Origin of the sequence: Bradyrhizobium betae, assembly GCF_008932115.1 — a bacterium.
In the GTDB taxonomy this organism is placed as follows: Bacteria; Pseudomonadota; Alphaproteobacteria; order Rhizobiales; family Xanthobacteraceae; genus Bradyrhizobium; species Bradyrhizobium betae.
Genome location: NZ_CP044543.1, coordinates 2,308,588 through 2,330,593 on the forward strand (window position 1 = coordinate 2,308,588; position 22,006 = coordinate 2,330,593).

The 22,006-nt window shown below is 65.2% G+C and carries 25 protein-coding genes and 1 pseudogene; 7 read left to right on the forward strand and 19 right to left on the reverse strand.

Translation table 11 applies throughout. The features are described from left to right. Positions 1–130: 130 nt before the first annotated feature. From F8237_RS11005 to F8237_RS11045, 9 genes and pseudogenes are all read right to left on the reverse strand, one after another. Positions 131–1,150, reverse strand: a complete 1,020-nt coding sequence (locus tag F8237_RS11005) for a WD40 repeat domain-containing protein (RefSeq protein WP_162006367.1) — start codon at positions 1,148–1,150, stop codon at positions 131–133. After that, positions 1,150–2,178, reverse strand: a complete 1,029-nt coding sequence (locus F8237_RS11010; RefSeq protein ID WP_151644546.1) for a CobW family GTP-binding protein — start codon at positions 2,176–2,178, stop codon at positions 1,150–1,152. Before F8237_RS11010 ends, F8237_RS11005 begins: the two co-directional genes overlap by 1 nt. Before the next feature lie 53 nt (positions 2,179–2,231). Further along, entirely contained in the window at positions 2,232–3,095 is an 864-nt protein-coding gene (locus F8237_RS11015) for a metal ABC transporter substrate-binding protein (protein WP_162005987.1), read from the reverse strand. Between the two features lie 5 nt (positions 3,096–3,100). Beyond that, positions 3,101–3,970: a metal ABC transporter permease gene (locus tag F8237_RS11020; RefSeq protein ID WP_151644548.1), complete on the reverse strand. Its 870-nt coding sequence runs from the start codon at positions 3,968–3,970 to the stop codon at positions 3,101–3,103. A gap of 6 nt (positions 3,971–3,976) precedes the next feature. Next, entirely contained in the window at positions 3,977–4,732 is a 756-nt protein-coding gene (locus F8237_RS11025) for a metal ABC transporter ATP-binding protein (protein ID WP_162005988.1), read from the reverse strand. A 2-nt stretch (positions 4,733–4,734) separates the two neighbouring features. After that, a complete protein-coding gene (locus tag F8237_RS36855) occupies positions 4,735–4,971 on the reverse strand; it encodes a hypothetical protein (RefSeq protein ID WP_151644552.1) in 237 nt (78 codons plus the stop codon). 44 nt (positions 4,972–5,015) lie between these two features. Beyond that, positions 5,016–5,516, reverse strand: coding sequence for a hypothetical protein (locus F8237_RS11035; RefSeq protein ID WP_151644554.1), 501 nt, complete (start codon positions 5,514–5,516; stop codon positions 5,016–5,018). Next, the gene (locus F8237_RS11040) at positions 5,513–6,124 is read right to left on the reverse strand and encodes a permease (protein WP_151644556.1); all 612 of its coding nucleotides are present in this window, start codon (positions 6,122–6,124) and stop codon (positions 5,513–5,515) included. The genes F8237_RS11035 and F8237_RS11040 overlap by 4 nt, the downstream gene beginning before the upstream one ends. Before the next feature lie 194 nt (positions 6,125–6,318). Next, a pseudogene (locus F8237_RS11045) lies at positions 6,319–6,914 on the reverse strand (superoxide dismutase). Between the two features lie 193 nt (positions 6,915–7,107). On the opposite strand from F8237_RS11045, the gene F8237_RS11050 reads away from it, so the two are divergent. The 5 genes from F8237_RS11050 (at position 7,108) to F8237_RS11070 (ending at position 10,783) form a co-directional block, all read left to right on the forward strand. Then, complete coding sequence (locus tag F8237_RS11050; RefSeq protein WP_151644560.1) at positions 7,108–7,608, forward strand: hypothetical protein; 501 nt, start codon at positions 7,108–7,110, stop codon at positions 7,606–7,608. A 57-nt stretch (positions 7,609–7,665) separates the two neighbouring features. After that, positions 7,666–8,187 carry a hypothetical protein gene (locus tag F8237_RS11055; protein WP_151644562.1) on the forward strand — a complete coding sequence of 174 codons (522 nt, stop codon included), beginning with the start codon at positions 7,666–7,668 and terminating at the stop codon, positions 8,185–8,187. 69 nt (positions 8,188–8,256) lie between these two features. Next, complete coding sequence (locus tag F8237_RS11060) at positions 8,257–8,784, forward strand: GNAT family N-acetyltransferase (RefSeq protein WP_151644564.1); 528 nt, start codon at positions 8,257–8,259, stop codon at positions 8,782–8,784. A gap of 82 nt (positions 8,785–8,866) precedes the next feature. Continuing rightward, entirely contained in the window at positions 8,867–10,252 is a 1,386-nt protein-coding gene (locus tag F8237_RS11065; RefSeq protein ID WP_162005989.1) for an MATE family efflux transporter, read from the forward strand. Positions 10,253–10,348: 96 nt separating this feature from the next. Beyond that, the gene (locus F8237_RS11070; RefSeq protein WP_151644568.1) at positions 10,349–10,783 is read left to right on the forward strand and encodes a DUF2147 domain-containing protein; all 435 of its coding nucleotides are present in this window, start codon (positions 10,349–10,351) and stop codon (positions 10,781–10,783) included. Between the two features lie 4 nt (positions 10,784–10,787). Here F8237_RS11070 and F8237_RS11075 read toward each other — a convergent pair whose 3' ends face one another. After that, positions 10,788–11,933, reverse strand: a complete 1,146-nt coding sequence (locus tag F8237_RS11075) for a DUF3095 domain-containing protein (protein WP_151644570.1) — start codon at positions 11,931–11,933, stop codon at positions 10,788–10,790. Between the two features lie 227 nt (positions 11,934–12,160). On the opposite strand from F8237_RS11075, the gene F8237_RS11080 reads away from it, so the two are divergent. After that, positions 12,161–12,547 (forward strand): hypothetical protein, encoded by a 387-nt coding sequence (locus F8237_RS11080; protein ID WP_151644572.1) that lies wholly within the window; start codon positions 12,161–12,163, stop codon positions 12,545–12,547. A gap of 3 nt (positions 12,548–12,550) precedes the next feature. Here F8237_RS11080 and F8237_RS11085 read toward each other — a convergent pair whose 3' ends face one another. The 5 genes from F8237_RS11085 to F8237_RS11105 form a co-directional block, all read right to left on the reverse strand. Continuing rightward, a complete protein-coding gene (locus tag F8237_RS11085) occupies positions 12,551–12,760 on the reverse strand; it encodes a hypothetical protein (RefSeq protein ID WP_151644573.1) in 210 nt (69 codons plus the stop codon). 127 nt (positions 12,761–12,887) lie between these two features. Then, entirely contained in the window at positions 12,888–13,610 is a 723-nt protein-coding gene (locus tag F8237_RS11090; protein ID WP_151644575.1) for an SDR family NAD(P)-dependent oxidoreductase, read from the reverse strand. Next, on the reverse strand, positions 13,603–14,985 hold the full coding sequence (locus F8237_RS11095) for a class I adenylate-forming enzyme family protein (protein ID WP_162005991.1): 1,383 nt from the start codon (positions 14,983–14,985) through the stop codon (positions 13,603–13,605). The genes F8237_RS11090 and F8237_RS11095 overlap by 8 nt, the downstream gene beginning before the upstream one ends. Next, positions 14,972–15,217, reverse strand: coding sequence for an acyl carrier protein (locus tag F8237_RS11100; protein ID WP_015688794.1), 246 nt, complete (start codon positions 15,215–15,217; stop codon positions 14,972–14,974). The genes F8237_RS11095 and F8237_RS11100 overlap by 14 nt, the downstream gene beginning before the upstream one ends. A gap of 152 nt (positions 15,218–15,369) precedes the next feature. After that, positions 15,370–17,184 (reverse strand): long-chain-acyl-CoA synthetase, encoded by a 1,815-nt coding sequence (locus tag F8237_RS11105; protein ID WP_151644577.1) that lies wholly within the window; start codon positions 17,182–17,184, stop codon positions 15,370–15,372. Between the two features lie 235 nt (positions 17,185–17,419). Here F8237_RS11105 and F8237_RS11110 point away from each other — a divergent pair, with 235 nt between their 5' ends. Continuing rightward, positions 17,420–18,400 (forward strand): Bug family tripartite tricarboxylate transporter substrate binding protein, encoded by a 981-nt coding sequence (locus F8237_RS11110; RefSeq protein ID WP_151644579.1) that lies wholly within the window; start codon positions 17,420–17,422, stop codon positions 18,398–18,400. A gap of 251 nt (positions 18,401–18,651) precedes the next feature. Here F8237_RS11110 and F8237_RS11115 read toward each other — a convergent pair whose 3' ends face one another. The 4 genes from F8237_RS11115 to F8237_RS11130 all read right to left on the reverse strand — a co-directional run bounded on the left by F8237_RS11115 (position 18,652) and on the right by F8237_RS11130 (position 21,865). Continuing rightward, positions 18,652–18,924 (reverse strand): DUF3551 domain-containing protein, encoded by a 273-nt coding sequence (locus F8237_RS11115; protein ID WP_151644581.1) that lies wholly within the window; start codon positions 18,922–18,924, stop codon positions 18,652–18,654. 33 nt (positions 18,925–18,957) lie between these two features. Next, on the reverse strand, positions 18,958–19,236 hold the full coding sequence (locus tag F8237_RS11120) for a DUF3551 domain-containing protein (protein WP_151644583.1): 279 nt from the start codon (positions 19,234–19,236) through the stop codon (positions 18,958–18,960). A gap of 224 nt (positions 19,237–19,460) precedes the next feature. Continuing rightward, positions 19,461–21,338: a molecular chaperone HtpG gene (gene htpG, locus F8237_RS11125; protein ID WP_151644585.1), complete on the reverse strand. Its 1,878-nt coding sequence runs from the start codon at positions 21,336–21,338 to the stop codon at positions 19,461–19,463. Between the two features lie 122 nt (positions 21,339–21,460). After that, complete coding sequence (locus tag F8237_RS11130; RefSeq protein WP_151644587.1) at positions 21,461–21,865, reverse strand: hypothetical protein; 405 nt, start codon at positions 21,863–21,865, stop codon at positions 21,461–21,463. Between the last annotated feature and the right edge of the window lie 141 nt (positions 21,866–22,006).

Below are 22,006 nucleotides of genomic sequence, written 5' to 3' on the forward strand. Positions count from 1 at the left end.
CTATCGCGCGGCGGCAATTCGAAATTGCACGTCGTGCGCTCTACATCCGCGACCCTACAGAGGCTGTTTGTCGGTTATGTTACGCGATAACAAAAATAACATAACGAAGGGAAGCTGTGGAGAACAAGCCTCACAGCTCCAGCAATCCGCCGTCCCCATTTTCATCCGCAAACGCCAGCAGCGTGCCCTTGGCGTTCCAGGCGAGCGCTGCGACCGGCGGGGTGCCGTTGCGACGAACCAGGATCTCCGCGCCGTCTTCCAGACGCACCATCAGCACGGTGCCGTCGCTGTAACCGGCGGCGAAGATATCGTTCTTCGGATGGCAGGCGACCACCGACACGCGCGCCTGCAACGGCGCGAGCATCGCGGGCTCCTTGCCCATCGGGCCGTCCTTGCTAACGAACGGCCAGACGATGACGGTGTCGGCGCCCGAGGTCGCGAGCCCCTTGCCGCCCGCGCTCCAGGACATCGAGCGGACGCGGCCGGGATAGCCGGTCATGCGCATGTGCCTGTTGTCGGCGAGGCGCCAGCCGTGCAGCGCCGACTCGTGCATCGTGGTGACCAGAAATTTGTTGTCTGGGCTGAAGGTGACGCCGAGATGCGACCCCGCCCAGGGCAGGAATTCGGCCGATCCTTCCATATTGGGAAACCACAGCGTCGCGCCGTTGTAATGCGCGATCGCAAGCCGCAGACCCTTGGGCGCGAACGCAAGGCCACCGACGGTGGAAGGCACCTCGAGCGACTTCTCCTCGTTCTTGCCGCTCTTCACGGTCGCCGTCTTCCCGGCCGACCAGGCAAAGGCGCCGTCGGGATGCAGCGCGACCGCGTCGATCCAGCGCCGCTTCGGGTCGGTCGCGAGCAATGTCACCTCGCCCTTGGCGTCGAGCGACACGACCTTGCCGTCGTCGCCGCCCATGATCAGGCGCTTGCCGTCAGAGGCGGTGGAGAGAATGCCGCCGCTGTGCACGGCGACTTTGGTGATCTCTCCCTTGGCGTCGACCAACGCCACGTTCTCCTCGGCCCCGACGAAGGCGGCGCGGGGTCCAAGGAAATGCACCGATGTCACGCCCATGCCGAGCGTGACCGGCTTGACGCGGTCGGTGACGGAGACGATCGAGGCTGAATCCGGGGCCGGCGTAAACTCTTTCATCACGAGACGATGCAGCTCTCGAAGCCCTTGCGAATGAGATCTTCGGGCAATTCGCGGCCGATGAAGACGAGGCGGCTTTGGCGCGGCTCGCCGTCCTTCCACTTCCGCTGGTGGTCACCCTCCAGCATCATGTGGACGCCCTGGAAGACGTAGCGGTCGTCGTCGTCGTGGAAGGAGAGGATGCCCTTCGAGCGCAGGATCTTGCCGCCTTCGACCTGCACCAGGTTCTGGAGCCAGGGCATGAACACGTTGGGATCGAGCGGCTTGTCGGTCTTGAGCGACAGCGATTGCATGTCCTCGTCGTGATAGTGCTTCAGGCCGTGGCCGTGATCATGGTGGTGATGATGGTCGTGGCCGTGATGATCGTGATCGTCGGCCTGCAGGAAATCCGGTTCGATCTCCAGAATGCGATCGAGGTCGAACGCGCCGCGGTCGAGCACGTCGGCCAGCGCCACCGAGCAGCGCTCGGTGCGATGCAGCTTGGCATAGGGGTTGATGGCGCGGATGCGGGCCTCGACCTCGGCAAGCTCGGCCTTGGTGACGAGATCGGTCTTGTTGAGCACGATGACGTCGGCGAAGGCGATCTGATTCTTGGCTTCGGGCGCGTCCTTGAGCCGGTCGGACAGCCATTTGGCATCCGCGACGGTGACGACCGCATCGAGCCGGGCGTTCTTCTGCACGTCCTCGTCGACGAAGAAGGTCTGGGCGACGGGCGCCGGATCGGCAAGGCCGGTCGTCTCGACGATGATGGCGTCGAACTTGCCCTTGCGCTTCATCAGGCCGTCCATGATGCGCACGAGGTCGCCGCGCACGGTGCAGCAGATGCAGCCGTTGTTCATCTCGAACACTTCCTCATCGGCGCCGATGATGAGGTCGTTGTCGATGCCGATCTCGCCGAATTCGTTGACGATGACGGCGTATTTCTTGCCGTGGTTTTCCGACAGGATGCGGTTGAGCAGCGTGGTCTTGCCGGCACCGAGATAGCCGGTCAGGACGGTCACGGGAATTTTCTGGGACGCTTCAGACATAACAACTCCGGACGTAGGGCTTTCGCGCGACGCGAGGCGGGGTGGCCCCTGCCCTAGTGGTCAAGCGCGCTGGTCAGGGCCTTTATATTGTGCCTGACCATATCAATGTAAGTGGGTGCAGGCCCCTTTTCACCCGTCAAACCGTCCGAAATCAGGGTCCCACCGACCTTTGCCCCGGTCTCGGCCGCGATCCGCCGGATCAGCCGGTCGTCACTGATATTTTCCAGGAATACCGCCGGGATCCGCGCGGCCTTGATCTGGCCGATGATGGCGGCGATGTCCCGCGCGCTGGGCTCGGTTTCGGTGGACACGCCCAGGGGCGCGATGAACCGGACGCCGTATTCGGCGGCGAAATAGCCGAAGGCGTCGTGGGTAGAGATCACCTTGCGGCGCTCCGGCGGGATCTTGGCCACGGCCTCGCGGACCTCACGGTCGAGCGTTTCGAGCTTGTCCAGGTAGGTCTTGGCCTGGGCGCGGAAGAACTCCGCATCCTCGGGATCGGCCGCGACCAGCGCATTGGCGATGTCGGTGACGTAGACCTTGGCATTGGGAACGGACTGCCAGGCGTGGGGATCCGCAGCCGAGCCAAGCTTCAGGGGCGTGATCCCGGCGCTCGCGGTGACCACTTGCGCCCTGGCTCCGGAGGATTGCACGAGCCGCGGCAGCCAGCCCTCGAGACCAAGCCCATTGACGATGACGAGCTTTGCGTCCGCGATCCGCTTCGCATCGCTTGGCGCGGGCGTGTAGACATGGACGTCGCTGTCGGGGCCGACCAGCGTCGTCACGTTGACCCGGTCGCCGCCAATGGTACGGACGAAATCGCCGAGGATGGAGAAGCTGGCGACGACGTTGAGCCGCTCCGCGGCGCGCAGCGGCGAGGCGGATAGCAGCAAGGCGAGGAGCACGAGAAAGCGCATTGCTGTCAGGCCTCCAGATGCCGGCCGGGAAACAGCTGACGGACGATGCCGCCAACGCGGCCGAACAGGACCGAGACGATGTAGAGCACGGTGGCCACCAGGATGATCGCAGGGCCGGAGGGCACACGGGTCTGGAACGACAGCACGAGGCCGGCATAGCCGGAGACGGCGGCGGCGATCACCGCGATGCAAATCATCACAGTGAGATCGCGCGACCAGAATCGCGCGATGCCGGCCGGCAGGATCATCAGCCCGACCGCCAGCAACGTGCCGAGCGCCTGAAAGCCGTTGACGAGGTTGATGACGACGAGGGCGAGGAAGGCGAGATGCGCAGGGCCACCGGCGCGGCTCACGGTCCGCAGGAATAGCGGATCCACACTCTCGATCACGAGCGGACGGTAGATCACCGCGAGCACCAGCAGCGTCACGGTGGCATTGAAGGCCACCACCAGTAGGGTCTGGTCGTCCATCGCGAGGATGTTGCCGAACAGCACGTGCAACAGGTCGATATTGGTACCTTTGATCGACACGATGGTCACGCCGAGCGCCAGCGAGGCCAGATAGAAGGTCGCAAGCGACGCGTCCTCCTTCAACCCGGTCGAGCGCGCGACCACCCCGGCGAGGATCGCCACCGCAAAGCCCGCGATCAGGCCGCCTGCGGTCATCGCGAACAGATTGAGCCCGGAGAGCAGGAAGCCGACGGCCGCGCCGGGCAGGATCGCGTGCGCCATGGCGTCGCCGACGAGGCTCATCCGCCGCAGCATCAGGAAAACGCCGATCGGCGCCCCGGCGAGCGACAGCGCGATGACGGCGGCGAGCGCCCGCCGCATGAACTCGAATTCGGTGAACGGACCGATCAGCGCGTCATAGACCATCTGACGTCACGCCGCCTGCGAGCGGGCGTCGTCGGCCGCGCAGGCTGCGGCGCCGTCGTCGAAGGCTTCGCACATCCGCATCGCGACCATCAGGTTCTCCGGCGTCAGCACCTCCGCCGTCGGTCCCCAGGCCACGGGGCCGCGCGCGAGCACCAGGGTCTCGCTGAAATGGGTGCGCACCATCTCCATGTCGTGCAATGCGGCGAGCACGGTGCGGCCCTCGCCGTGCCAGTGCTTGACCAGCGCGAGCAGGTCGGTCGTGGTCTTGCTGTCGATGGCGTTGAATGGCTCGTCGAGCACGATCAGGCGCGCATCCTGGAGCAGCACGCGTGCAAACAGCACGCGCTGCATCTGTCCGCCCGAAAGCGTGCCAAGGGGGCGGTTCTCGAAGCCGTTGAGGCCGACGGAAGCGATCGCGCGCAGGATCTTGTCACGCGCGGCCTTGCCGATGCCGCCGAACAGGCCGGTCGCCCGCCACAGCCCGGTCGCGACGAAATCGAACACCGAGATGGGAAAGCTGCGGTCGATCTCCGCGCTCTGCGGCAGATAGGCGATGTCGCGGGAGTCGAGCCCGCCGAGATGGATACTGCCGTCGAGCGGCCGGAGGATTCCGACGATGCCGCGCAGCAGCGTCGACTTGCCGGCCCCGTTCGGACCGATCACGGCGACCAGCGCGCCAGAGGCGACCTCGCCGTTGAGATGGTGCACGGCCGGATGCCGGTCGTAACCGAGCGTGACGTTGTCGAAGTGCACGGCCGCCATGGTCACCTCATCGCCAGGAAGACCACGCCCCAGAGCACGGCACAGACGGCCAGCGCAGCCGAAAGGCGCCCGGCCACGGTCATGCGCAGAATCGACCAGGGCGCCGCCTGGGCCGGATGCGGCGAGGCCGCATCGTGGACATGGGCGTGGCTGTGATCATGCCCATGCGAATGCGCGTGGTCATGAGAATGGCCATGGGCATGGCCGTGAGGATGGGTGGGGGACGCGGCGGGAACCATGCCAAGGACGTTATATTATAACATTACCCCTGTCCACGGCCGACTCAGGGCTTGCCGATCACCATCGCGATGGCAGCCGCCACGAACGGGAACGGTACCGACACGGCGCAGCGGAACCAGACGAAGCGGGCCGGCATGAACGGGATTTCCCACAAGATCACCCGCTGGAAGGCGAACAGGGCCCAGGCCACGACATAGGCGACCACCTGGGGCACCCCGCCGCCGGACTTCAACGCCACGGTGCCGATGGAAAAGCCGATCACGGGGCCACCGGGCGTCGCCGCTCCGGCGACCACGGCGGTTGCGACGCCCAGCCAGCCGCTGTCCGGCCCGAGCCAGCCGGTGATCACCTCCTGCGGGATGATGGCGGCGATATAGCCGGAGCCGATCACGCCGAGCGCGATCCGGGGCACGATGTTGATGAAGTCCATCGAGCCTTCGCGCAGCGAGGCCTTGAACACCGTTGGTCCGCGGCGGAAGGCGATCAGGCCGACGCCGAACACCGAGCCCCACAACAGGATGTCGATCAGAAGCGCGGCGCTCATGCCGCGGCCTCGTCGCTGCCGCGCTTCGGGTAGAGCCGGACATAGACGAAGCGGCCGAGCGCGCCGGCGAGCACCGGCAGCGGCAGCGAGATGACGATCCGCCACAGCGTGAAATCGGTGCCCATGATCGGGATCTCCCAGACCACCGCGCGGCCATAGCCGATCAGGGTCCAGCTCACGACCATGGCGATGGTGGCGCCGAAATCGGCGCCGACCGCGAGCAGCGCGCTCGCCACCGGATAGGCGGTGAAGGGCCCGCCGGGCAGGATCGCGCCGAAGGCGGTGCCGATCAAAAGGCCTTTCAGCCCGGATTTCGGCCCGAGCGAGCGCGAGACTTTTTCGTGCGGCAGGATCTCGGAGATGAAGGCGCCGAGCAAGCAGCCGGCCAGCACGCGCGGCAGGATGCCGCCGAACAGCGAAAGGTCGTGGGTCAGAATATCGAGGACGCCCTCGGTGCCGTCACGCCGCCACACCAGAGCCGCGCTCACCGCCACCAACGCCGCAATGATGATCGTCGACCAGCCGATCGGCTTGCGCACACGCCCCGGCCGCGGCTCGGACTCCGCGTCCTCTGCGGGCGGCTGATTTTTCGGGGACAGTTCTGACAACGGGCTTTGTAGGCTCGAGGGTGATGCCCGTCCTGATTAAGCGCGGTATCCGAGCGATGCAAACAGTACGATGGCAGACCCGTGCGCGCACCACGCAGGGCAATTCCGCACAGCAAAAAAGGCGGCCGCGCGAGCGACCGCCTTTTGTCGTCCGGCGCGCGCGAAACGCGCCCCCGGAATGACCAAGAAGAAGCTTACGCCTTCTCGAACAGGGACTCGACGTATTCCCAGTTCACGAGGTTCTCGACGAACGCCTTGAGATAGTCGGGACGGCGATTGCGGTAGTCGATGTAGTAGGAGTGCTCCCAGACGTCCACGCCGAGGATCGGGGTGGCGCCGTGCACCAGCGGATTCTCGCCGTTCGGGGTCTTGGCGATTTCGAGCTTGCCGTTCTTGACCTGGAGCCAGGCCCAGCCGGAGCCGAACTGGCCGACGCCGGCCGCCTGGAAGTCGGTCTTGAACTTCTCGAAGCCGCCGAGGTCCTCGTTGATCTTCTTCTCGAGCTTGCCCGGCAGCTTGGTGCCGCCGCCGTTGGGCTTCATCCAGCTCCAGAAGTGGATGTGGTTGTAGTGCTGGCCGGCATTGTTGAATACGGCCGGGTTCTTGCCGAACGAGCCCTTGACGATCTCCTCAAGGGGCTTGCCTTCCCATTCGGTGCCCTTGAGCGCGTTGTTGCCGTTGGTGACGTAGGCCTGATGATGCTTGTCGTGGTGGAATTCCAGCGTTTCCTTCGACATGAACTGGCCGAGGGCGTCATAGGCGTAAGGGAGGGGGGGAGCGTAAAGGTCATGGGATGTTGTCCGCGACTGATGGGGAACTGGCTTAACGGTCACCCCTTATAGAAGGTTCCGCCGTCGTTAAATACCTTGAATTTCCCGAAAGCGCGCCATGACGCAATTGCATAATTCGCGCGCATCGAATTTAATCCAGTCCATTGTCGTAGAATATCTTTTTCCAATGAAGCCTTTATGGGAGTTGACGTCATGCGAGACCTCCCCTTGGCGCTGGCCGCCAGCACTGCCTTGCTTGCACTGATCCCGGTTTCGAGCGAAGCCGCCGGCGGAGTCCTCCACGCCAGGTTCAGTTTCGAGGGAACCGCGTCCTGCCAAAACCCGCCGATCCAGAATTTCCCGATCCACGGCGAGGGCAGCGGCACGCTCTCGACAGATCGCAGCGCACAGCTGGACATGACGAGCAATGTCGAAGGACGCGTGGTCTACAACGCCACCCTGGGCGCCAAACCGACCGAAGCTCCCGAAGGGTCGGCATCCCTCCGGGTCGCCGGGCGGCACAGCCTGCGGGCCACCCGCGAATATCCGAACAACTACATCATCATCACCCTGACGGTGGTCGGCAGCCGCTGCACGATGAAAATCGATCAGAAGCTGAAGCCGGGCAAGACGCAATACACGTTCTACAACGGCGCTGGACTGTCCTACTGCTCCAAGCCGACCATCACGCGGACCACCTGTGAAGGTTATTGATCGATCCGCGCGGCGCGACCAGACGCCAAAGTCGTTTTGCGATGACACCAGTGGAGATTGAGCTCGATGAACGGACGAGCGCTTCTTTCATGTCTCGGCGTGGCGGCGATTTCGGCCGCGATCCTCGCCATACCCGGTTCCGGTGAAGCGGCCAGCTCCTCCATTCGCGGCCACTTCAGCTATGATGGAATTGCCAATTGCGAAAAACCCCTGATCCGGAATTTTCCGATCCACGCCGAGGGATCGGCCGTCCTGTCGACGGACCGGAATGCAAGCCTCAAGATGACGACGAACACCGGAGGCACGTCACGCCTCAAGGCGACATTGGGCGGCAAACCCACGGCGGCGCCGGGCGGCTCGACCACACTGAATGTCGTGGGTGGCCACACGCTTCGGGTGGTGCGCGAATATCCAAACAATATCGCGGTCGTGACCATGACGATTCGAGCCGATTCCTGTACGATGACGGTCGACAACAGGCTGAAGCCCGGCAAGACGGTCTACACGTTCACCAACGGCGGCAGCATCTCCTATTGCGCCCACCCGCAGATCACGCATACGGAGTGTGTCGCCTTCTGAGTCATCATGGCGACCGGCTTCCACGCCTTCGCAAAGAGTGCGCCGCTCCGTGACCAACATGCACCGATCATGAGCATTGAAATCGACATCCTCAACGGCGACGCCTCTTGGCGGATCGCGGAGCCGCTGCATCAGGCGGTATGGGGCCCAGAGCAGATCGCGGGCAAGCCATGGGCTCACGTCAAATGGGCCAATGCCGATTTGCGCGTGCTGATCGAGACGCCCGAGGACGGCCTCGTCTGCCATGTCGGCATCTACTTCCGCACCGTCACCTGGAACGGCCAGAAGGTCCACATCGGCGGCATCGGCGGGGTCTGCACGCGCGAGGACCGGCGCGGCCGCGGCTATGCGACCGTGGCGATCGACGCGGCGGTGCACACCATGCGTGCCAACGAGGCCGTTCGCTTCGCGCTGCTGTTCTGCGAACCGCACAATTTTGCGTTCTACCAGACCCGGAGCTGGCTGCCCTTCAAGGGCGAGGTCTATTGCGAGCAGCCGGAGGGGCGGACCCGCTGCGACCATATGGCGCCCTACGTCTTCAACATCGTCCGCGCGCCGACGCTGGGCACCATCGACCTATGCGGCCTGCCGTGGTGAGCCCTGCGTGACCAGAGGGCTGGTGCCGGCAGCCCGCGCCCTGTAATATGTCGATCATCATCCAATATTCCGCGCGGTGAACATGACGATCGACGCCTCCGCAGACACCGTCCCGCCGCGCGCACCGGCCGCCTCCTCCATTGCCAGCCTTCTGACGGCGCCGATCCTGCCGACGCTGCTGCGGCTCGCGATCCCCAACATGGTCGCCATGGTCGGCAGCACGCTGGTCGCGATCGCCGAGACCTCCTACATCGGCCGTCTCGGCACCATTCCGCTTGCCGCCATCGCGCTGGTGTTTCCGTTCGCGATGCTGACGCAGATGATGAGCGCGGGCGCGATGGGCGGCGGCGTGTCGTCTGCGATCAGCCGTGCGCTCGGCGCCGGAGACCGCGACCGCGCCGCGACGCTGGCGCTGCATGCCGCGATCATCGGCCTCTGCGGCGGCCTGTTCTTCACGGTGATGATGCTCGTCTTCGGCCGCTCGTTCTTCATGCTGCTCGGCGGCCGCGAGCGCGTGCTCGAGGAAGCTAGCGGCTATTCGCAGGTGCTGTTCTCCGGCGCGGTCGCGATCTGGCTCGTCAACACGCTCGCTTCGGTGATCCGCGGCACGGGGGACATGCGCCTGCCCTCGATGATTCTGATCGGGGCGAGCACGCTCCAGATCGCACTCGGCGGCACGCTCGGGCTCGGTCTGTTCGGCGTCAAGCAATTCGGCATGCCCGGTGTCGCCGCCGGCCAGTTGATCGCCTTCAGCTGCGCTGCGGCCTTCTTCCTCTGGTTTCTCCTGTCCGGCCGCAGCCGGCTACCGCTGAACGTGCGCGCCTTCCATTTCGAGCGCGCGATGTTCCTGGACATTCTCAAGGTCGGCGCGGTCGCCTGCCTGTCGCCGCTGCAGACCGTGCTGACCATCCTGATCTTCACGAAGATCCTGGCGACCTTCGGCACCGAGATGCTGGCCGGCTACGGCATCGGCTCACGGCTGGAATTCCTGCTGATCCCGATCACCTTCGCCTTCGGCATCGCCTCGGTGCCGATGGTCGGCATGGCGATGGGCGCGGGCCAGGTCAAACGCGCGCGGCGTGTGGCCTGGACCGCGGCCGCGGCCTCCGGGCTCACGGTCGGCCTGATCGGACTCGTGATCGCGCTCGATCCCGCGTTGTGGGTCTCGCTGTTCACGAACGATCCGGGCGTCATCGCCGCCGCACACAGCTATTTCCACTGGGCCGGGCCGGCTTTCGTGTTCTTCGGCATGGGCGTGTCGCTGTATTTCTCCTCGCAGGGCGCAGCCCGCGTCGGCGGCCCGGTGCTCGCCTCCACCGCGCGGCTTCTGATCGTCGCGATCGGCGGCGTCGGCCTGATGACGGCGCAGGCGCCGGCCTGGACCCTGTTCGCGCTGGTCGGCGGCGCCATGGTCGTGTTCGGGCTCTCGACCGCAGCTTCGGTCGCCTTCGCACGCTGGGGCAAATGAGCGCAGGCCAATAAGCGCGGCAATGTGATTCCATCCAGCGTTGCACTATCCAGCCGGACTGCTATGGAGGCGCCTCCATTTTTCGAGGCTCTCTCCATGCTCCGCAGATTCGCTATCTTCTCCGTCATTCTGACCGCGCTGCTCGGCGCGACGGCCGCCCGTGCGCAGAGCGCTGACGGGATCTGGCTGACACAGGCGGGCGATGCCCGCGTCAAGGTCAGCAAATGCGGCGGCGGCATCTGCGGCCACATCGTCTGGCTGCGCGAACCCCACGACACCGCGACCGGCCAGCTCGCCACCGACAGCAAGAATCCCAATCCCGCGCTCGCCAAGCGCCCGATGATCGGCTTGCCGCTATTCAGCGGCATGCAGCCATCGGGTCCGAACAAATGGTCGGGCCAGATCTACAATGCCGACGACGGCAGCACCTATGCGAGCAGCGTCACCGTGACGTCGGCGGATGCGCTGCGGGTCGAAGGCTGCGTCGGCGCGCTCTGCGGCGGCGAGACCTGGACGCGCGCGGGGCGCTGACAGCTCAAGCCATCATTGCCTTCAGTGCCGTCGCTGCCGAGGCGTAGCCGCCCCGCGCGCCGTCGATGAAATGCACGTGGTCGCTGCGCAGCGCCGAGGGCGTGAAGCAGGTCATCATTGCGGCGTCCTGCTGGTAGAGTCCGTAATGAACGATACCGTCGCGCGCGGCCGCTGCAAGACGATCGCTCAGCGCGCGCTCGAGCTGCGGAGTGCAGTCGAGGATCATGCGCAGGCCGTCGTCATATTTGCGGAAGTCTGAATTCTCGACCACCTGGCGCTTGTAGACGTTTGGCACGAAGCCCCCGACGTTGAGGTCGAGACGCATGATCAGGTAGACGAACAGCGTGTAGGCCAGCACGCGGGCGCGACGCGCGAGCAGCGGACCTCCGCGCTTGGTGCGGGCTTCGAAGTCCAGCCCCTGGGGTGGCCATTTCAGTGGTGGCCCCTGCGCCGGCACCGGCCGGCCGCCATCCGGGCTGCGCTCGACGAGATGGATGATGTCCTCGATCACCTTGCGGAAGGCCGCAGGATCGGCGCCGCGCGCCGGCATCACCAGCACCGACAGGATCAGACCCCGCGCGGCCGGGATCACCTCGAAGCGGCAGGACAGGCCGGAGAGATCCGGCTGCGTGCCGGCGGGAGCCTCATTGACCGCGAACTCGCCGCGTTTCATCGCGGCGTCGGCCCAGGCGAGCCCGCCGCCGGAGAACATCGCATAGGACAAATTAGCCGACGGACCGAAGCGCGCGACGCGCACGTCGAGGCCCTGCGCGCGGATGGCCCCCACAGGCACCAGCGCGACCCGCATCTTCAGGTCGAGATCCTCGCGCACCCAGGTCGCGGTTGCGGCAAGTGCCTCGCGGGCCGGCGCGATATCGGAAGGCGCGACCGCAAAGCTCGCGCCGTCGCCGCCGAACACGAAGGGGAATTCCCGCCCCTCCAGCGCATTGGTCACCGCCGCGATCACGGCCGCGCCAGCCATGTTGACGGCCTTGTAGCGCTGCGCCGCGATCGCCTTGGTGGAATCGACGATGTCGGCCACGCCGATGCTCCAGTCATCCGGCAGCGGAGCATAGAGCGCAGGGTCCATCAGGCTGGTGAAGCCGCGGAAGACGGGAATGCCGCCGTAGAAGGATTCGCCTGATGTCATCGGGTGATGCCGGATGGGATTGGGACCCGCGTCCAAAATCGACACGAGAAGGAAGATACGTGGCAGGATCGATCCGGGTTCGCCGGTCGCCCCGTCAATCATTGGCCGAAACGGGCCCGGACAACAAGATCGCAGCGCGCCGCAATGCCGCAGCCCGTCATTGATCGGCGTCAAAGAGCTGGCCGCAAGAGCCATTAGGCTTGGGCCCTCTCCAGGGGTGACGCGGGATGATCGAAGTGCCAGACTTTGGCAGCAAGGGCTCCACGGCTCCGGTCCGCCGGCGCACCGGGCATGACCCGATCAGCGCGGTGAAGATGCCGGAAGGGCTGACCGCGGCGATCGATGGCTGGGCTGAAGCCCATCAGCTGTCGCGCTCGGAAGCGATCTGCAAGCTGGTCGAGCTGGGTCTGAAGAATTCGCCTGCTCCCCCGGCATCGGCACATCCCATCGCATCGGACGCCACGCGGATCGAGCAGATCGCGGTGCACGAAATCGAGGGCCTGCTCGATCCGGCATTGCCCACGGACGAACGCGAGCGCCGCATCCGCCGCCTCACCGAAGGGCCGCCGGAATTCTCCCACGAACGGATTGACCTGCCAAAGCAGCGGACGTGATTGCTAGTGCAGCCTCTCGTCCTCGCGCTTGCGCAAGGCCTCGAGAGAGGCATCGTGGCAACCGACCAGGCGCACGAATTGCTGCGGATACATTTCATGGCCGTGACTGCCGGAATTCTGATGCGTCATCGGCGGGCAACGAACATCGTCGGGCTTGGTGCGAGCCGGCTCGGCCCGGCGTTCACTTGAAGCGTTCATGTCTGGCGTGGCCATGCTCTGCTCCCTATCGATTGGGGCAGATCGACTGACGTAACCCAATCGATTGCGGCGCATCTTACGACCAAATCCGGCTTGCTGTCATTGCGCCGGATCAACGCAATTGTGGCGGCGCGAGTTCCAATTACGCCGTATTCCCCGCATCGATCGTGAACACCGTGCCGGTTACGTTGCGGCCGCCTTCGCCGAGCAGATATTCCACCATGCGCGCGACGTCGTCGGTCTCCGGCAGGCGGCGTAGCGCGCTGCGGCCGGCGATGCGCTTGCGGCTCTCGCCGGAGAGATTGTGCGTCAGCTCGGTGTCGATGAAGCCCGGCGCGATCGCATTCACCGTGATGCCGAGCTTGCCCACCTCTCGCGCGAGCGAGCGGGTGAAGCCGGTGGCGGCGGCCTTGGTCGCGCCGTAGACGGACAGGCCATTGTAGCCGGTGGTCGCGATGATCGACGAGATGTTGATGATGCGGCCGGCGCCATCGGCCATCATCTGCCGCGCGACGTATTTCGTGAGGATGATCGGCGACAGCACGTTGAGCTGCACCAGCGCCTCGATCTCGGAATTGTGCATGGTGGCGAGCAGGCCTTCGGTGCCGAGGCCGGCGTTGTTGACGAGGCCGTAGATCGCGCCGAACTCGTCGCGCACGAGCTTTGCGAATGCCGGGATCGCATCGATCACCGCAAGATCGCAGGCTCGGAAATGCAGCCGGCCCTCGGACTCGGCGATCGCGGCCTTGAGCTCGTCGCTCTCGCGCCGCGCTGCTGCGATGACATTGTAGCCGGCACCGACGAGGCGCCTGCCGATCGCGAGCCCAATGCCGCGGCTGCCGCCTGTAACGAGGACATTATGCATCGGTGCGCGCCAGTTTGCCGGCCGGAGTGACGTCGAGCGTCTCGACGAAGCGGATCACCGCCGGCACCTTGTGCGAGGCGAGCTGCGCGCGGCACTGGTCCAGGATCTGGTCGCGGATCTCCTTGGTCCGCGCCGGATCGGTGCCGTCGGCGAGGATCACGTCGGCGACGACGATGCCGCCGGTGATCGGACTGCGGCGCGATTTCGCCCGCGACATCCGCACATCGGGGTGGCGGTTGATCACCGCCTCGATCTCCTCGGGGTGGACCTTCAGTCCACCGATATTGATGATACCGCCGCGGCGGCCGACGAAATAATAGCGTTCGCCGCGCAATTCGACGATGTCGCCGCTGTCGACGAACCCGTCGTCATCGGTGAGCGCGGCGGCATTGCGGCCGATGTAGGCGTGCGCCGTGCGCGTCGAGCGGACGCGCAACGAGCCGTCGACGACCTTCATCTCCACGCCGTTGCGATTGCCGAGATAGTTGGCTGGAAAGCCCTCCAGCCCGTCATTGACGGCGAAGCCGACGCCGGCCTCGGTCGAGGCATAGGCATGGCCGACGGAGGAATTGGGGAATGCGGCCTTCAGGCCGTCGAGCACCGCCTGGTCGGCGATTTCGCCGGAGAGACGGACGTAGCCCGGCCTGAACTGCGCGGCCGACCCGCTCATCAGGAGCTTGCGCCAGTGCGACGGTGTTCCCGAGATGTGCGTGACCCCGCGCGCATTCAACCGCGCGACGTGGGCGGCGAGTGCTTCATGCGGATCGGACAACACCATCGAGCCGCCCGAGAGAACGGCGCGGAGGAAGATCTGCAGGCCGCCATAGCGGCGGATGTCGTAGAACGTCGCCCACACCGGCGCGGGTCCACGCGCGGGGCCTTCGGCGACGATCGCGCCGGTGAGTGCGTCCAGCGTATGGCCGACGATTTTCGGCACGCCTGACGTGCCGGAGGTGAGCATCAGCCACTCGGTGGCGCGCTCCGTCCTGGCCGGCGCGGTGGCTTGAAGCGGCAATTGCGCGGTGACGATCAGCGGCACGCCGGTCGTGGCCCAGCGATCTGGCTCGTCGGTGACGACGGCATCGATCCCGGCGTCCGCAATCAGCGCCTCGAGATGCGCCGGATTGAGATCGGGCGGGCAGAGCAGCATGCGGCGGGCGATGCCGTCGAGCTCGATCATGGCGAGCCCGGAGCGGAGCTGATCGGACAGCTTGAGCAGGACCGCACGGCCGGACAGCTCACGCAGGCGGCCGCCCAGGACGGTCTGCGAGAGGATATTCGTCAGCGACACGCAATCGTGCGCGTCCGACAGCGTGCGGCCGGTCAGCTCCGCGCCGAGATGATCGCGAAGCGCAAAGATCTCACGCGGGGACATTTTCGTAGGCCCGCACGAAATCGCCGACGGTGGCGGGAAACGCTGCGTCCTCGGAAATGGTGAAGGGATCGACGCCGGTTTCGTCTTCGAGCCGCGCCACCAGGATCGCGAAGGCGAGCGAGTCGAACCCGGTCTCATGCAGGGACAGATCGTCCGAGAGGGCAGGAAGCGTGACGTGCTGCTCCTTGGCGATCTGCTGGATCGCCTCGATGACCTTAGACCTTACCGACATGGCTGGCTCGCTCTTGCTTTGTTGATTGATCGTATCTCTTGCGGCGGCTCTTGATGACCGCCTCCCCATGCCCGTCTGTTTACCGGACAGAAGTAAATGCCTTCTTGGACAATTCAGATAAAATTGGACCTATCTCCGGATTTTAGGTCGGGCTACAGCCTGACCGCACCGCCGACGATCTGCGCGTAGGCCTCGGACGTCAGTGCGATATAAACGCCGGATTTCGGATCGAGCATGAACAGCGGGTCGGCGATCGCACCGGGATCAAATCCCTCGCGGGCGAGATCACCCTTCTTCTGCTTGAACGTCTCGGTCGCATCGAGTTCGCGCGAGAGGCGAACGAAGACCGGGCGGGCATAGGCCGGCAGGCGCTGCGCGAGATGCGCAGGCAGCGCCGCGATATCAAAGCCCTCGTTGACGACGATCGCGCTCATGCCGGCGCGGCCGTCGGCACCGGGAATGCTGACACCGTAGGTGGTGGCGTCGACCACTCCGGTGAAGTCGCGCACGGCGTCATTGACCTCCGACGTCGCGACGTTTTCGCCCTTCCAGCGAAACGTGTCGCCGATGCGATCGACGAAGTGGAAGAAGCCCTTGTCGTCGATCCGCATCAGATCCCCGGTGCGGAACCAGGCATCGCCCTTGGCGAAGACGTCGCGCAGAATTTTCTTCTCGGTCTCGCCGGCATCGGTGTAGCCCTCGAAGCGGCCACCGCCCTTGTCCGCGGAACCGATGCGGCCGACGGCTTCGCCGGCCTCGCCACGGGCGCAGGCGATGCAGAGGCCATCTTCATTGCGCAGCGGCGCACCGCTGTCGGGATCGAGCCTGACGAGGCTCGCCGGGAAACGATGCGCGAGCAGCGGCGGGATGCGGCCGATCGCGCCAGGCTGGCCCTCGACGTTGAACAGCGAGAAATTGCCTTCGGTTGCGGCGTAGAACTCGAGAATGCGAGGAATGGCGAAGCGTGTCTGGAAATCCTCCCAGATATCGCCGCGCAGGCCGTTGCCGCAGACGAGACGCAGACGATGCCGGTTCTCGTATTCCGACGGCGGCGCCTTCAGCAGATAGCGACAGAGCTCGCCGATATACTGGAACAGCGTGCAGTCATGCCGCACGATGTCGGGCCAGAAGTTCGAGGCGGAGAATTTGTCCGCGATCACCACCGAGCCGCCGGCAGCCAGCATGCTGCACGGCGCGACGATGCCGCCGACCGAGTGGAACAGCGGCAGACAATCATAGAGCCGGTCCTGCGGCGTGGCTCCGGTGAGGCCGGCGAACCAGAAACCCCAGTTGAGAATGCGGCGATGGCTGATGCTGGCCGCTTTCGGCAAGCCGGTGGTGCCAGACGTATAGATCAGCAGGGCCCGATCGTTGATGGTGACGTCGCCATGCTCGTCCGGCGACAACGGAGCATCGTCGAGCGCCGCGAGCGCAACGTCGATGGCACGCTCGCCGCGCGCATCACCATGGGTCCAGATTTTTGCTTCGGTCTTCAGATGCGGCTTCGCAGCCTCCAGCGTCTCCGCCAGATCATGCGCGACGATGATATGCGAGGGCGCCGCGACGTCGATGCAATGCGCGAGCGACTGTCCCACCAGCTTGGTGTTGAGCAGCGCCACCACGCCGCCGACGCGGCTGATGCCGAGCCAGGCGGCGACATAGTCGATGCCGTTCGGCATGATCAGGCCGACGGTGTCGCCCTTGGCTACACCCACCGAGCGCGCCCAGCGCGCGTAACGGTTAATGCGTTTGACGAGCCCGTCATAGTCGAGGCTTGCGTCGTCCGTGACCAGCGCAACGCGGTCGGGCTGGCGCCGCGCCCAATCGTCGACGACGTCGGCGAACAAGCGACCCGGCAGCGTTTCAATGCGCGCGGTGAGCTCGATCGCCGTCAGCCAGATCTTCGATGCCGAGGGAGCGCGCGCGGCTTTCGGTTGCTCGATGACGCCGGTGGTCATGTCGTTCATTCTTTCGGAACGTGCCTGCTGATTGCGGTAGTCTAATCCGCGCGCCCTGCCCAGGTGTTAAGAGACAAGGTAAAAGCCGGTTAGTGCACGATTAACTCCAGTCATCCTTTACCAAGCCGGCGGGATCGGCGTGCGGTCCGTTGCGATTCTTGCGATAGCAAAAGGACGAGGCCGAATGCTGCGCTCACCCTCCATTCCTTGTACGAGCGGTGCAGCAGCAGCGGAGACGCGGATCATGATCACCAAACGCCATTTCCTTCAGACCGCAGCTTCTGCCGCAGCGGCGCTCGCCGCGCCGCGCGCATTTGCGATCGGCAACCCCTCCTATCCCTCGCGCAGCGTGAAATGGGTGGTGCCCTACGCACCGGGCGGGGCGACCGACGTGCTGTCGCGGCTGCTGTGCCAGCGCCTGTCCGACCGGCTCGGCCAGACCTTCGTGGTCGAGAACAAGCCCGGCGCCGGCAGCAATATCGGGACACAGGCGGTGATCACGTCTGCGCCCGACGGCTATACTCTGCTGCTGACCTCGACCGCCAATGCGATCAACGCCTCGTTCGATCCGGCACTGCCGTATGATTTCGCCAAGGGCATCGCGCCGGTCGCGGGTGTCGCCCGAATTCCGCTGGTGCTGGTCGTCAACAACGACCTGCCGGTGAAGACCGTCGCCGATTTCGTCGCCTACGCCAAGACCAATCCCGGCAAGATGTCGATCGCCTCCTCCGGCATCGGCACGTCGCTGCATCTCTCGGGCGAGCTGTTCAAGTCGATGGCCGGCGTGCAGTTCACCCACGTGCCCTATCGGGGCTCGGCGCCGGGATTGACCGACGTCATGAGCGGCCAGATCCAGGGCATGTTCGACAACGTCACCTCGTCCTTCGAACTGGTGCGCGCCAGCAAGCTCCGCGCGCTCGGCGTGACCACGCGCGAACGCTCGGAGATTCTCCCAGAGGTACCGCCGATCGCCGAGACGCTTCCAGGCTATGAGACCAGCTCATTCTATGGCGTCGGCGCGCCTCACGACACACCGCGCGAGATCGTCGACCTGCTCAATCGCGAGATCGACAGCGCGTTGTCCGACGCCGAGATCAAGGCCCGCATCGCCGAGCTCGGCGCGATCCCGCTGCATGGCAATGCTGGCGAGTTCGGCAGCATGCTGACAGCGGAGACAGACCGCTGGCGCAAGGTGGTTGAGCTGTCGGGAATCAGGAAGGAATAGCACCCGCCTGGATCATGTCCGCGCGAGCCGGTTGAGAAACCGCGATCATGCCAAGGGTCGCGCCAGCGAGCGTGGTAAGGGTACGCCTGTTCATGGAGATCTCCTCGCCTCATGCGCCCGATCCGAGGGACCGGCATGATGCCGGACTCCTGCTGTCGGGCTTCAAGTCGAAGGCTGTCAGGGATCGCAGATGCGCACGTTGATCTGGCGCAACCTCGCGAGTGGCCGGAAAGCCGGCCAGAGCACGGAGGCTAGTGGCGGAGCGGCTGACGGGAACGGCGCGGCGGCTGCACGTTGACCGGATAATACGGATTGAGATCGCAGGACGCGGAGCGGCCTGTCGCCGTGGCGCGGCACTGCGGCAGCGAGATGAAGGAGCAGTCGTACCAGTCGCCGCCGCCGCCGCTCGCCCCGGAATAGACGTGCATGCAGACGGGATAGCGGGGGTCGAAGGTCTGCGCATGTGACGGCGCGGCCGCGAACAATGCACCGGCGATCACGGCCAGACCGAATGAGCAACGCATGAAGAACATCCCGGGACGCAGCATCGCGGATCGCTAGTGCTCTTTCTTGTGGCGACGGCGCGGGGGCGGCGGCGGTTCGTCGAAGGCGTAATAGGGATTGACGTCGCAGCTCGCGGAGCGGCCCGAGGCCGTCGCACGGCACTGCGGGATCGAGGTGAAGGAGCAGTCGTAATAGTCGCCGCCCCCGCCCCAGCCGCCCGGCGAGTAGACGTGCATGCATACAGGATAGCGCGGATCATAGGTCTGGGCGCTGGCGTCTGCCGCGACGAACAGCGTGGCAATCGCGGTGAGGGTCAGGATCGGCAAGCGCATGGAGACATCCTCGAATCGATGGCGTCGGCGGAGCTGGTGCCGACCGCCTCCTATGGCACAACACCACGGCGGAGGCGACTGTTCCTAGAACATATGACGGCAAGGTGAGTGGGGTGCGTGATGTACCGCACGGACGCGACCAATTGGCGTCGTCACCCCGTCACGGCCGTTTCGGCTCGCGCGCAGTCGTCAGGCCGGAGACATGACGACTGCGCCAGATGGCGCTATCCGCCGAGCCCCTGCAGGACCAGCCGGTTCAGCCGCGAGGCAAACGCGGCGGGGTCCTCCGGCAGCTCGCCGTCCAGGATCTGCGCCTGTTCGAGCAGGAGCAGGCTGAGATCGTCGACGTCCCTGGAGCCGGCCTGCGCCCTGGTGATCGCCGTGACCAGCGGGTGGCGCAGATTGATCTCGAGGATTGGCCTGGTGCGCATGCCGCGGTTCTGCTGCGACAGGATGCGCTCGAGCTCGCGGCTCGGGCCCTGGCTGTGGGCAACGAGGCAGGAGGCCGAACTGGTGAGGCGCGTCGAAGCCTTGACGTCGGTCACACGCTCGCCGAGCGCCGCCTTGATCACCGCGATGGTGGCCGCCTCGTCCGCCTCCGGCTCTTCCTTTTTGGTCTCATCCGTCTCGTCGGTGCGCGGGATCAGGTCGAGATTGAGATCGCCCTGGCTCAGCGACTTCAGCGGCTTGCCGTCGAACTCCGTCGGCATCGAGGTCCAGAAGGCGTCGACGGGATCGGACAGCAGCAGCACCTCGATGCCACGCGCGGTCGCAGCCTCCAGCCGCGGATTGGACTTCAGCCGCTCGATGCTGTCGCCGACGAGGTAGTAAATCTCGGTCTGGTTCGGCTTGAAACCGGCGATGACGTCTTTCAGCGAGCGCTTCTCGCCCGTGGTCGTGGTGAAGCGCGCCAGCGCGAGCAGCTTTTCGCGGCGCTCGAAATCCTCGTAGATGCCCTCTTTCAGCGCCGCGCCAAAAGCATCCCAGATCCTGGTAAAATTCTCCGGGTCCTTGTCGGCGAGGCTTTCCAGCTCCGATACGACGCGGGTCGCCACGGCTTTGCGGATCTGCGCGAGCTGCGGATTGTTCTGCAGCATCTCGCGCGAGATGTTGAGCGGCAGATCCTCGCTGTCCACGACGCCGCGGATGAAGCGCAAGTACCCCGGCAACAGATCGGCATCGTCGGTGATGAAGACGCGGCGGACATAGAGCTTGACGCGCCCCTTGCGCGAGGGCTCGAACAGGTCGAACGGCTTGGTCGACGGCGCAAACAGCAGCACGGCGTAGGAATAACGGCCCTCGGCGCGATAGTGCAGTGTCATCGCGGGATCGTCGAAGGCGGACGCGATCTGCTGATAGGCCTTTTTGTAGTCCTCCGGCGTCAACTCGGATTTCGAGCGCTGCCACAGCGCGCTCGCCGAATTGATCTGGCGTGGTTCGCCCTCTTCCGGCACGAGCTCGATCGGGAACAGGATGTTGTCGGAATAAGCACTGATGATGCGCTCGATCTCGTAGGCCTCGAGATACTTTTTCGCATCGTCCTTCAGGTGCAGGACGATCTCGGTGCCGCGCGCCACGCGCGCCGCGTCCTCGTCGCTGGCCCGCGCGATCTCGAAGCCGGAGCCGCCTGATGACGTCCAGGTCCAGACGTCGCTCTCGCCGGCCCGGCGGCTGACCACCACGATCTTCTCTGCCACCATGAAGGCCGAATAGAAGCCGACGCCGAACTGGCCGATCAGGCCGAGGCCCTCCTTGGCCTCCTTCAGCTTCGACACGAAGGCCTTGGTGCCGGAGCGGGCAATGGTGCCGAGATGGTCGATCAGCTCCTGCCGCTCCATGCCGATGCCGTTGTCGGCGATCGTGAGCGTTCCGGCCGTCTTGTTCGGGATGATCCGGATCTTGAGGGCGTCGCCCTCGCCCAGCAGAGCCGGATTGGCGATGGCCTCGTAGCGCAGCTTGTCGCAGGCATCCGAGGCGTTGGAGACGAGCTCCCGCAGGAAGATATCGGTCTCGGAATAGACCGAATGCACCATGAGGTGCAGCAGTTCGGAAACCTCGGCCTGGAATGGCTGCGTATGCGCGGCGGTATCGGACGTCGTCATGCGTTTACCCGGTCAATCGAAAGGGAAGAAACCCGGGATATAACGCGAGGGTATAGGGGATCAAGTGGACGTGAACGATCGCCCTCCGGGCGGGAAGGCGATTTATCCGCGGGCGCAGCGGATCAGGTCACGCAGCGGCCCGGCTGCAGCAGTTTTGCCACTTCGGTCAGGGAGCTGACCATCGGCTCGCAGGCGATGGTCGGCTTGTTGCGGCCCAGCTGCTGATCCCTAAGCAGCGCCGGCGGCTTGGCAGTGCCGGTCTCGATCACCGCGGGGACCCGCAGCAGCACCGACGTGTCGGCGAGGTCGTTCAGCCGCATCGACACGGTGCGGGAGGGAACTCCCGCCTTGATATCGGCGAGCCGATCGGACTTGCCGGAGCGATTGACGTTATGGCCGGGCTTGTCGGCCCTGTCGGCGACGGCCTGCCAGCGGTCGGCCAGATCGTGGCCGGAGGCCAGCTGCGCAGCGCCGAGCGCGAAGGTGATCGCGACCGCACCGAAAAATGCTTTGTAAATCTGTGACATGGCTGTCGATCCCTCGCCCCATGGCGATCGCGGGAACAACGCAGGGAGACGACCGCAGGTTCTCAGCCGTTAAGATCACTTAACCGTGTGCGAAATATCGCAGGCGGGGCGAAAAATTTTGCAGCCCGCTGGAACGACTCC